Raw genomic sequence first — 11,290 nt, 5'->3', positions numbered from 1 at the left:
GGGTAGGTGCCGCGGCCGTTCGGGTGGAAACTACTTGCCGGCTTCGACCGCCCGGCGCATGCCGCGCTCGACCGCACCGATGATGTACGGACGCAGCTCCACGGCGGGGATGACGGCGTCGACGGAGCCGACCCGCTGTGCCCGCTGGATGTTGTGCACGGCCTCGAACTCGGCCGCGACCTCACCGAGCTTCTCGTTCCGCACCGCGGCCTGCTGGGCCGCCAGTTCCACCCGCAGGTGAGCCTGCTGGGCGTCGGTCTGGGCGCCCGCCAGGTTGGCTTCGAGCTCCCGGATCGACGGGTCCGCCGCCACCCGCGAGTTGACCTCACGGGTGAACACGACGGCCGCGGCGGGGGCACCACCGAGGACCGAGGCGAACGAGCCCTCGACCGCCAGCACCTCCATGTTGTCGTTCAGTGCTCCGGAGAACACCACGAACGCGCCACCGTGGTAGCGGGACACGACGCAGAACACGATCGGGCCGTCGAAATTGACGATGGCGCGGCCGATCTCGGCGCCGTACTCGAGCTGGATGTGCCGCAGCGAGTCCGGGGAACCGTCGAAACCGGACAGGTTGGCCAGCACCACCAGGGGGCGGCTGCCGCTGGCGGCGTTGATCGCCCGGGCCGTCTTCTTCGACGACTGCGGGAACAGCGTGCCCGCGGTCCACTGGTCGGGACCGTTGGCCGGCGACCATCCCTTACGGGCGATGGCCCGCGACTCGATGCCGATGACGCTCACCGGGTATCCGCCGAGGTGCGCGTCGAACACGACGGATGTGTCGGCGTCCGCCATGTCGGCCCACCGCTCCAGCACCGTGTGGTCCTGGTCGACGAGCGAACGCATCACCGTGCGAATGTCGAACGGCTTCTTGCGTTCCGGGTTCGTCTCCGCGGAGAAGATGTCGCCGACCGTGGTGAAGTCGCTGGACGGGTGGATGTGCGGGAAGGACCGCACGTCGCGCCCGATCGGGTCGCTGGTCTGCGCCCGGCGCGGGAAGCGTTCTCCGGCAACGACGTACGCGTGGTCGTAGTGTGCGAACAGGATCTCGCACGCGGCGGGCAGGTTCGGCGCCCAGTACTGCGCCTCACCGTTGGGGCCCATCACGCGGTCGTAACCACCGATGCCGAAGTTGTCCTCGGCCGAGACGCCACCCGAGTAGTCGAGCGAGTTCTTGCCGGTGAGCACCATGGCGCTGTCGGGCGTCATGACGAGGATGCCCTTGGTGTGCATCAGCATCGTGGCTTCGGCATTCCAGTACGGCTGCGCGCCGACGTTGATGCCGGCCACGATCACGTTGACCTCGCCACCGTTCTGCGTGAACGTGATGAGGCGACGCAGACCGCGAGACACCCAGTCCATGTTCTCGGTGCCGCTGTCCATGGAGATCGTCGCGCCGGACGACAGCGCGAACCACTCGACGGGAACACCCAGCTTCTCGGCCAGGTCGACACCGGCGACGAGGCGGGCGCACTCGGCTTCCGCGACGGTACCCAGTGCCTTCGTCGGGTCACCGAACAGCGCGACGCGGGTCATGCCCTCGGGGTGCCGGTCGGTGCGGGCCGTGACCAGACCGACGACGAGGCCGGCCTTGTTCTGGCCGAACGGACGCTCCACGGGCACCAACTGGCCCGACTCGTCCAGGTCGTGCTCGACGAAGCTGCCGGCGCGGCCGGTGAGCAGCGGGATCAGCTCGTACGGGTAGACGGTGCCGCGGGCACGGGAGCTGCGGACCTTCTGCGTGTACGCGTCGAGCGGCTGCAGCGGCTCGGTCGGCGGTTCGGTGACCTTGACGACCACACCGGCGCCGGTGCGGTAGGAGAAGCGCAGAGCCTTCTCCCGCGACTCCGTGCCGGGCTCGCCCTGGAGGCGGGCGATCACGGTGATCTCCTCGAGGCCGGCGCCCGCGGTGAGCGGTGCCGCGACCCGGGCGAACGCCTCGAGATCCTCGACGGGGACGTCGATCTTCGGCCACACGTACAGCACGACGCGGTTGGCGTCGAGCTTGCGCTTGCTGCCGCGCGTGGCCTGCGCCCGGCGGATGCCGTCGAGGCACGACTGCAGCACGCGTTCCGCGGCGGGAACACCGATGACCTGGCCGTCCTCGTTGCGGACCGGCGTGATGTCGCGGACCTCGGCGAGCGCGATGAGGCGTTCGTCGGTGGGGTTGTCGCGCGAGACCAGGTTGAACAGGAACGTCTCGGCGGCCGCGGGGAGGCGGGTGCCGTCGAAGTTCTTCAGACGCCACAGGTCGAGTCGCTGGCCGGTGAGCGGGTGCATGTCCCGGATCAGCTTCTCCTCCGCGAGGACGCCTGCGTCCGGGCGGTAGGTGAACTTGCGGACGTCGACGTCGGTTCCGCCGAAGACGGACACCGTGACGCGGCGGCAGGTCGCGGCCAGCGGCAGCGCCGTCAGTGCCTTCCGGAGGTCCTCGGACATGGTGTCCGGGTCGGCGGGCGGCGCCGTCCACGACAGGTAGAGGTCGAGGACGAGGTTCTCGGGGTTCTCCGCGGCGACGGCACCGATCTCGTCGAGCGCGCCGGGCAGTTCGGCGTACTCGCCGACGGCGGAGACCAGGTTCAGGCGCTCGCCGAGCAGGTCGAAGTTGCCGGTGACGAAACGGCGTCCGTTGCGTTCGAAGGCGGTGACGTCCTCGAGCGTGCGGATGTCGTAGTAGCGCCGGGTGACGACCTCGAGCAGCGGGCCGACGGTCGTGCTCTTGCGTGCGATCCGCTGTCCGAGGAGTTCGGTCAGCGACTGCGGGGTGGCGACCAGGGCCTCGAGGCGTTCCTGGTAGTCCGCCGCGCCGGGGTTCTCGGCGAGGTATTCGAGGCTGCCGCGGACACCGTCGTACACCTGCTCGCGGGCCTTGCGGATCTGCGGCTCGTCGAAGAACCGGAACCGCACGTTGCGGGCGACGTTGCCGATCACCGGGTAACGGACCTGGGTGGCGGTGATGAGCCGGTCCAGGACCTCGCCGAGTCCGCTGGGTGCGCGGCCGGGAGCGTTGCCGTCGTTCAGCCACCGGTCGAGCAGGGCGGCGATGACGGGAACCTGGTTGTCCATGCGCTGCTGCGCGAGGAACAGGCGGTAGACCGCCTCCTCCAGCTCGCCGTTGCGCTCGAGGTCGGTGACGTCGTAGTGACGCAGCGCCCGCGACAGCCGGGTCGTGAACGACTCCGGCAGACCCTCGAGTTCGACGTCGAGGGTGTGGAGGTAGGTGTGGAAGTGCTCGCGCGGGCTGTGAACGCGCTCGTCACCGTCCTCCTCGGCTGCGGTGGGACGGTTACGTCCGATCTCGCAGATGTCGGCGAACGTGTTCAGCAGGGCGAGTTCCGCCTGCACCAGGTCCGCGTCGCCGGCGATCTCGGCGCGAAGCTTCTCGTAGTCGGCGAGGAGCACGCCGGCCCGCTTCGCGCTGACGTCGTAACCGGTGAGCAGGGCGCCGAGGGCGTCGATCTGCTCGAGGGCGTCGGTGCGGACGTCGCCCTTCGAGGCGGGGACGGCGACCGCGAATTCGACGCGCGGCGACTTCGGAGCGGCGGACTCCTCCGCGGTCTCCTCGACGCGCAGCAGTGCGGTGCCGGCGTCGACCTGGGAGTTGACCATCGCGAGGACTTCGCGGACCCGGCCCGCGACGGGCGCACGGACGGCCGTCTCCATCTTCATGCTCTCGAGGACGACCAGCGTGTCGCCGACCTCGACCTCGTCGCCGACGGACACGGGCACCGCGACCACGACCGCCGGGGCGGGTGCGCGGACGACGCCGGCCTCGTCCTGGCTGATCTGGTGGCTGATGCCGTCGACCTCGACGAGGTACTGGGCGCGGCCGGCGACCGACACCACGTGGTGGCGGCGGGTGCCGACGACGAGGCGGCTCTCGAACTCGCTGAGCCGATCGACCTCGACCTCGACGTCGGGGCTGTCGCCGTCGACGCGGTAGGTGTGGGCGCCGACCTGCGTGACGGTGAGGCCGTAGGCCTGACCCTGGTAGCTGAGCTCCACCTTGCGGCCGATGGCGTGGCCGGCGCGGGGGCGTCCACCGCGAGCGGAGGAGAGGAACGCCTCCCGCTCGAGCTTCTCCTCGGCGTCGTAGACGTCGATGGCGGCGGCGATCAGTGCGACATCGGCCACCTTGGTGGGCGTCGTGACGCTACCGACGCCGGTGCGGTCGAGCCAGCCGGTGTCCGCGGACGCGGAGATGACCTCTTCGCGGTCGAGCAGTTCGAGGAGGAACGACTTCGTGGTGGTGCCGCCCTGCAAAACGACGGTGGTCTCGCGCAGTGCGGTGCGGAGCCGGGCGAGAGCCTCGGACCGGTCGCGACCCCAGGCGATGACCTTGGCGACCATCGAGTCGTAGTCGGGCGGGATGACGTCGCCCTGGGCGATGCCGGTGTCGACGCGGAGACCGGAGCCGAGCGGGAACTTCAGCAGCTGCACGGCGCCGGGTGCGGGGGCGAAGCCGTTGGCGGCGTCCTCCGCGTTGAGGCGGGCCTCGACGGCGTGACCGAACTCGGACGGGCAGTCGCCGACCAGGGGCTCGCCGTTCGCGACGAGGATCTGCAGCTTCACGAGGTCGATGCCGGTGGTGGCCTCGGTGATGGGGTGCTCCACCTGGAGCCGGGTGTTGACCTCGAGGAAGGTGAAGGACTTCTGCTCCGGCTGGTACAGGTACTCGACCGTTGCGGCGCCGTGGTAACCGGCAGCGCGCACGAGGTCGGCGGAGACGCTGCGCAGGTTCTGCGACTGCTCGTCGGTGAGGAGCGGGGAGCTGGACTCCTCGATCACTTTCTGGTTCTTGCGCTGGATGGAGCAGTCGCGGACGCCGGGAGCCCAGACGTTGCCGTGCTTGTCGGCGATGACCTGGACCTCGACGTGGCGGGCGTCGGTGACGAGCCGCTCGATGAACACGACGGGGTCGCCGAAGGACCGCTGGGCCTCACCCTGGGTGCGTTCGAGCGCGAGTTCGAGTTCGTCTTCCGACCACACCTTGCGGATACCGCGTCCGCCACCACCGGAGCGGGCCTTGATGATGAGCGGGTAGCCGATGGCCTGGGCGTGACGGCGGGCGTCGGCGCGGGTGGCGACGGGGCCACCGCTCCACGGCGCGACAGGGACCTCCACCTTCTCGGCGAGGAGCTTGGCCTCGACCTTGTCTCCGAGCAGGCGCATCGATTCGGCGGGCGGGCCGATGAACGTGATGCCGAGCTGGTCGCAGACCTCCACGAACGCGGGATCCTCGGCGACGAAGCCCCAGCCGACCCACACGGCGTCGGCCTTGCTCTCGCGCAGCGCGCGGGCGAGCTCGGTGTGATCGAGGTAGGCGGTGCCGGTCTTGACTGTGCGCAAGCACACACCTTCGTCGGCCTGCCGGACGAACATCGCGCGACGTTCCGCCTCGGTGTGCAGGGCGATCGTGCGGATGCCGTAGTTGTGCTCGGCGTTCAGTTCGCGCACGGCACGAATCAGGCGGACGGCCGCCTCGCCGCGGTTCACTATCGCTATTCGCTTGAACATCTGTTATCGCTCCGTTTCCGTAAAACTCATTGATCCGCAGAGTGTTTCGATGGCCAAGGCCATGTCCGCCGAGGACTGGGTGCCGCCTTCGCGGACACGTGCACCCCTGCACAACCCGCTTGACTACCTCCAGGGGCGCCCCGAACGCGATCGTCGGACCTGCGTCGTTGCAGGACCGATGCTCGGGGAATGCGAGCATAACGTCGAAAATATGTACCCGCGCGTAACTTCTGCGAGGCCTCGATCCGCTTGTCAAGTCTTCAAGGACTTGCGTGTCGACCCTACGAGAGAGTAAGGAGACCGGAATTCCGGCGAGCTGGGCGTCCTTCGGCGAGTTGTCTGCAACCCGTTGTCACAGAGTCGGTTTCGTCCGGTTTTTCGAGATGTTTTCGCCGACGGGAACTTTCACACCGAAGTTACCGAGGGTTCACCTTCGGGTCGACGGCGGCCGGTTCGGTCGCGTGCGCCACCGCGCCCCGCAATCCCACGTGCGCCTCGCGGTGCATCCGGTCGACCATGTGCGGATAGTGCAGTTCGAACGCCGGCCGCTCGGAGCGGATGCGCGGCAGCTCGGTGAAGTTGTGCCGCGGCGGCGGACAGCTCGTCGCCCACTCGAGGGAGTTGCCGAAACCCCACGGGTCGTCCACCGTCACCACCTCGCCGTACCGGTAGCTCTTGAAGACGTTCCAGACGAACGGCACCGTCGACGCCCCGAGGACGAACGCGAACACCGTGGACACCGAGTTGAGGACGGTGAAGCCGTCCGAGGGCAGGTAGTCGGCGTAGCGGCGCGGCATCCCCTCCGCGCCGAGCCAGTGCTGGACGAGGAACGTGCCGTGGAACCCGGTGAACGTCGTCCAGAAGTGCCACTTGCCGAGGCGTTCGTCGAGCATGCGTCCGGTCATCTTCGGGAACCAGAAGTAGATGCCGGCGTAGGTGGCGAAGACGATCGTCCCGAACAGCACGTAGTGGAAGTGGGCGATCACGAAGTAGCTGTCCGTGACGTGGAAGTCCAGCGGCGGGCTCGCGAGGATGACGCCGGTGAGGCCGCCGAAGATGAACGTGATGAGGAAGCCGAGCGAGAACAGCATGGGGGTCTCGAACGTCAGCTGACCCTTCCACATGGTGCCGACCCAGTTGAAGATCTTCACCCCGGTGGGCACCGCGATCAGGAACGTCATGAACGAGAAGAACGGGAGCAGCACCGCGCCGGTCGCGTACATGTGGTGCGCCCAGACGGCGATCGACAGGGCCGCGATCGCGATCGTCGCGTAGACGAGCCCGTTGTACCCGAACACCGGTTTGCGGCTGAACACCGGGAACACCTCCGTGACGATGCCGAAGAACGGCAGCGCCACGATGTACACCTCCGGATGGCCGAAGAACCAGAACAGGTGCTGCCACAGCAGCACGCCGCCGGTCGCCGGGTCGTACAGGTTCCCGCCCAGGTGCCGGTCGACGAACAGACCCATCAGCGCGGCCGTGAGGATCGGGAACGCGACCAGGATCAGGATGCTGGTGACGAAGATGTTCCACGTGAAGATCGGCATCCGGAACATCGTCATCCCCGGCGCCCGCAGGCAGATGACGGTGGTGATCATGTTGACCCCGCCGAGGATGGTGCCGAGGCCGGACAGCGCCAGCCCCATGATCCACAGGTCGGCGCCGACGCCCGGCGAATGCAGCGCGCTCGTCAGCGGCGAGTACGCCGTCCAGCCGAAGTCCGCGGCACCGCCCGGGGTGACGAACCCCGCGATCGCGATGGTCCCGCCGAACAGGAACGCCCAGTAACTGAACGCGTTGAGGCGGGGAAACGCGACGTCGGGGGCGCCGATCTGCAGCGGCAGGATGTAGTTGGCGAACCCGAACACGATCGGCGTCGCATACAGCAGCAGCATGATCGTGCCGTGCATCGTGAACAACTGGTTGTACTGCTCGTTCGACAGGAACTGCAGACCCGGGACCGCGAGTTCGCCGCGGATCAGCAGCGCCATCAGACCGCCGGCCATGAAGAACGCGAACGACGTGATCAGGTACAGGATCCCCAGGTCCTTGGGATCCGTCGTCGTGATCATCTTGTAGAAGAAGCCACCCTTGGGGCGGCGCCGGGCCGGATACGGACGGACCGGAAGATGCTGTTGAAATGCCAGATTCACGACGCCCCCCGAAGGGTCCGAGGCGGTTCGGGTCCGGTGTGGACTCCGTTACCAGGGTAGTCACCCGCTGCCCGGAGAGAGCCGTTTCCGAGCCCCGAAACAGGGTCCGGAAACGACGCCGCCGCAGGTGCGCGTGATGCGCGCCTGCGGCAGCGGTGGAGCGGAAGCGGTCAGTGCGCCCGGTTGACCGCCGACACGACGGCGCGCAGCGACGCGGTGGTGATCGACGTCGCGATGCCGACACCCCAGACCACGGTGTTCCGTCCGTCGGGAGCGGTCACCGCGCACTCGACGTACGCGGCCGCCTGGGCGTCGTCGCCTGCCGACATGGCGTGCTCCGAGTAGTCCAGGACACGCACGTCGAAGTCGATCGTGGCGAGCGCGTCGACGAACGCGGCGAGCGGGCCGTTGCCCGAACCCGAGATCTCGTGCTCCTTGCCGTCGACCTTCACCGTCGCGGTGATGGAGTCGGTGCCGCCGTCCTCCTCGGCCGCGGTCACCTTCTGCTTCATCCGCTCGAGCGGCGTGATCGGAGCCAGGTACTCCTCGTGGAAGACGTCCCACATCTCCTTCGGCGACACCTCGCCGCCCTCGCCGTCGGTGATCCGCTGGACGGCCTGCGAGAACTCGATCTGCAGACGACGCGGCAGCACCAGCCCGTGATCGGCCTTCATGATGTACGCGACGCCGCCCTTGCCGGACTGCGAGTTGACGCGGATCACGGCCTCGTACGTGCGGCCCACGTCCTTCGGGTCGATCGGCAGGTAGGGGACCGCCCACAGGATGTCGTCGACGTCCGCGTCCTGCGAGTCGGCGTCGAACTTCATCGCGTCCAGGCCCTTGTTGATCGCGTCCTGGTGGCTGCCGGAGAACGCCGTGTACACGAGGTCGCCGCCGTACGGGTGGCGCTCGTGGACGGGCAGCTGGTTGCAGTACTCGACGGTGCGGCGGATCTCGTCGATGTTCGAGAAGTCGATCTGCGGGTCGACGCCCCGGGTGAACATGTTGAGTCCGAGCGTGACCAGGCAGACGTTGCCGGTGCGCTCGCCGTTACCGAACAGGCAGCCCTCGATGCGGTCGGCGCCGGCCTGGTAACCCAGCTCGGCGGCGGCCACACCGGTGCCGCGGTCGTTGTGGGGGTGCAGCGACAGGATGACCGAGTCGCGGCGGGCCAGGTTGCGGTGCATCCACTCGATGGAGTCGGCGTACACGTTCGGCGTCGCCATCTCGACGGTGGCGGGCAGGTTCAGGATCACCGGGTTCTGCGGCGTGGGCTGCAGCACCTCGGTGACGGCGTCGCACACCTCCTTGGCGTACTCGAGTTCCGTGCCGGTGTACGACTCGGGGGAGTACTCCCACCGCCACTGCGTGTCCGGGTACTTCTTCGCCTCTTCGAGGGCCAGGGTCGCCGCGTCGGTCGCGATCTTCTTGATCACCTCGCGGTCGGCCTTGAACACCACCCGGCGCTGCAGGACGGACGTCGAGTTGTAGAAGTGGACGATCACCTTGTTCGCGCCCTCACAGGCTTCGAACGTGCGCTTGATCAGTTCCGGCCGGGACTGTGTGAGCACCTGGATGGTGACGTCGTCCGGAATCGCTCCGTCTTCGATGATCTCGCGGACGAAGTCGAAGTCCGTCTGACTCGCCGACGGGAAGCCGACCTCGATCTCCTTGTACCCCATCCGCACCAGCAGTTCGAACATGCGGCGCTTGCGGGCGGGGCTCATCGGGTCGATCAGCGCCTGGTTGCCGTCACGGAGATCGACGGCGCACCACTGCGGGGCGCGGTCGATGATCTTGTCGGGCCACGTGCGGTCCGGCAGCGACACCGGCTCCACTTCCTCGGAGAAGGAGCGGTAGCGGAACGTCGGCATCGACGAATTCTTCTGCGTGTTCCATTCCGGCTGATCGGAGGGAGCAGGCTTGGAAGGCGGCGTGATGGTGCGCGTTCCGGAGGTAAAGGCGTCAGCGGGGGACATGGGATTGATCTCCAGGTTCGATGTGGACTGTCGGGAGTCCAACGGCTGTGTCGACCGGCGCACGAGAAACCCCGCGACGGGAAGCCAGTCTGGATCAGACCCCGTCGCGGCAACCAAGGAGGAGTGCGCGCTGCATACTCAGCACTGTACTCCGGGCACCGTCGTCCGCGTGCCGGGGTTCGAAGTCCGAGTGAGGAGACAGCGGTGGGCCGCAGCGCGACGGTGGTATCACCACTGGTGGCCGCCGTTTTCGCGGTGCTGCTGGTGTCGTGTTCCGGCGTCGTCACGGGGGCGCCGCGTGTCGCCGGGACAGGCGAGCCCGTCTACGGCCTGCCGGTCAGCGAGCACACCCGCGCGGAGCTGGCCGTCGCCGCCGCGGCCCGCGACCTCGCACCGTGCGGACTGCTCGACCGGGATCTGGTCGCCTCGTTCGGGCAGGTCACCGCGTTCGGGCCCGTCGGCGACCTGTCGACCTGCCACGCCGAATTGGTGCCTCCCCGCGGCACACCCGCCAACCCCGTCTGGGTCGAGGTGACGGTCGGCGAACGCGCACCCACCGAAGAAACCGGTGCGGGGGTGACGACGTCGGGAATCGAGGTGCGTCCCGCAGTCGGTGCATTCCCGGGCACGTGCACCCTCTACTTCTCGCTGCCGCCGGTTCCCGGCGCGGCGGACGGCGCTGCCCCCGGTCGCTGGGGGCACGTGTCGTACCTCGACGGGGCAGGCGGGACGGGCGACTCCGCGGCCGGCGACGACTGCGCCGAGGCGCGCACGGTGCTCGGCTCGGTCGTGGGCAGGCTGGGGTCCCCGGCATCTGCGCCTTCGGACATCCCTCTCACGCAACAGAATCCGTGCCGGGTGGTCGAGCAGCTGCCCGGGCGGGGCGTCGAGACGTTCACCCCCGGCAGCCGCCCCTACGAATGCCTCCTGACACTCCGCGGCGGCGCCGAGGCGTCCGTGCAACTGGCGCTGTCGCCGGAACCGTCGCAGGCCGGCGGCCCCGAGACCGTCGAACTCGACGGCGAGACGTTCACCTACTTCCGGGACGCGATCGACTGCCACTACTACTTCTATCCGGGGGCGGTGTTCGACACGAACCTGCCGTCGAGCCCGGTGAGCGAACGGGACAAGATCGGCAACCGGCTGACGGCGTCCGTCGCGGCGTCCGCACCGAGCTGCGACGACGCGGAAACGCTGGTGCTCGCCGCGACCGAAGTGTTCGACTACTGAGATGAACACACAGGTCGATGTCGCCCGGGCCTACCTGGACGCGTTGCTCAGCCACGACGGCAACGCGGTGCCCATCGAGCCCCGGGCCGTGCGGTACGAGATGGGGCTGAAGACGGCATTCTCCGGAAACCACCTGCGCCGAAGCCTGTCCGGCGGTCCCCAGTACCGGGTGATCCGGGCGATCCGCGACTGCGTGTGGACGGTCGACGGCGACGACGTCACCGTCGACTACCTCCTGGACGCCGGACTCCTCGGCCGCACCCTCGCGACGGTCCGGGTGGTCGAGACGTTCCGGATCCCGCCGCACGACCTGCGCATCCACCGCATCGACGCGAAGATACGGCGCCCCTGACCGGTTGTCGCGCTGCGGCTTCCGGCACGTGAGCGGCAAAGTGTGCTCGCGCACGC

At 68.4% G+C, this 11,290-nt stretch carries 5 protein-coding genes; 2 read left to right on the top strand and 3 right to left on the bottom strand.

Going from position 1 to position 11,290, the window contains the following annotated elements; translation table 11 throughout:
- Window positions 1–30: 30 nt before the first annotated feature.
- From ACFTZB_RS36635 to leuA, 3 genes are all read right to left on the bottom strand, one after another.
- Window positions 31–5,517, bottom strand: a complete 5,487-nt coding sequence (locus ACFTZB_RS36635) for a biotin carboxylase N-terminal domain-containing protein (RefSeq protein WP_378439425.1) — start codon at window positions 5,515–5,517, stop codon at window positions 31–33.
- Window positions 5,518–5,933: 416 nt separating this feature from the next.
- On the bottom strand, window positions 5,934–7,673 hold the full coding sequence (gene ctaD, locus ACFTZB_RS36630) for a cytochrome c oxidase subunit I (protein ID WP_378439423.1): 1,740 nt from the start codon (window positions 7,671–7,673) through the stop codon (window positions 5,934–5,936).
- Between the two features lie 170 nt (window positions 7,674–7,843).
- Window positions 7,844–9,652, bottom strand: coding sequence for a 2-isopropylmalate synthase (gene leuA, locus ACFTZB_RS36625; RefSeq protein ID WP_276137407.1), 1,809 nt, complete (start codon window positions 9,650–9,652; stop codon window positions 7,844–7,846).
- A gap of 204 nt (window positions 9,653–9,856) precedes the next feature.
- Between leuA and ACFTZB_RS36620 the strand changes: the two genes are divergently transcribed.
- Both ACFTZB_RS36620 and ACFTZB_RS36615 read left to right on the top strand, forming a co-directional pair.
- A complete protein-coding gene (locus ACFTZB_RS36620; protein WP_378439420.1) occupies window positions 9,857–10,882 on the top strand; it encodes a hypothetical protein in 1,026 nt (341 codons plus the stop codon).
- Window position 10,883: 1 nt separating this feature from the next.
- On the top strand, window positions 10,884–11,234 hold the full coding sequence (locus tag ACFTZB_RS36615) for a hypothetical protein (RefSeq protein WP_378439418.1): 351 nt from the start codon (window positions 10,884–10,886) through the stop codon (window positions 11,232–11,234).
- Window positions 11,235–11,290: the final 56 nt, after the last annotated feature.

The organism is Rhodococcus sp. NPDC057014 (assembly GCF_042673295.1).
Lineage (GTDB): Bacteria > Actinomycetota > Actinomycetes > Mycobacteriales > Mycobacteriaceae > Rhodococcus_F.
Note: the sequence above shows the minus strand (reverse complement) of the source record. Positions and strands in the feature narration are given on the sequence as shown.

Coding starts and splice junctions, on each gene's coding strand:
- ACFTZB_RS36635 (WP_378439425.1), bottom strand. CDS start 5,517: ATGTTCAAGCGAATAGCGATAGTGAACCGCGGCGAGGCGGCCGTCCGC.
- leuA (WP_276137407.1), bottom strand. CDS start 9,652: ATGTCCCCCGCTGACGCCTTTACCTCCGGAACGCGCACCATCACGCCG.
- ACFTZB_RS36615 (WP_378439418.1), top strand. CDS start 10,884: ATGAACACACAGGTCGATGTCGCCCGGGCCTACCTGGACGCGTTGCTC.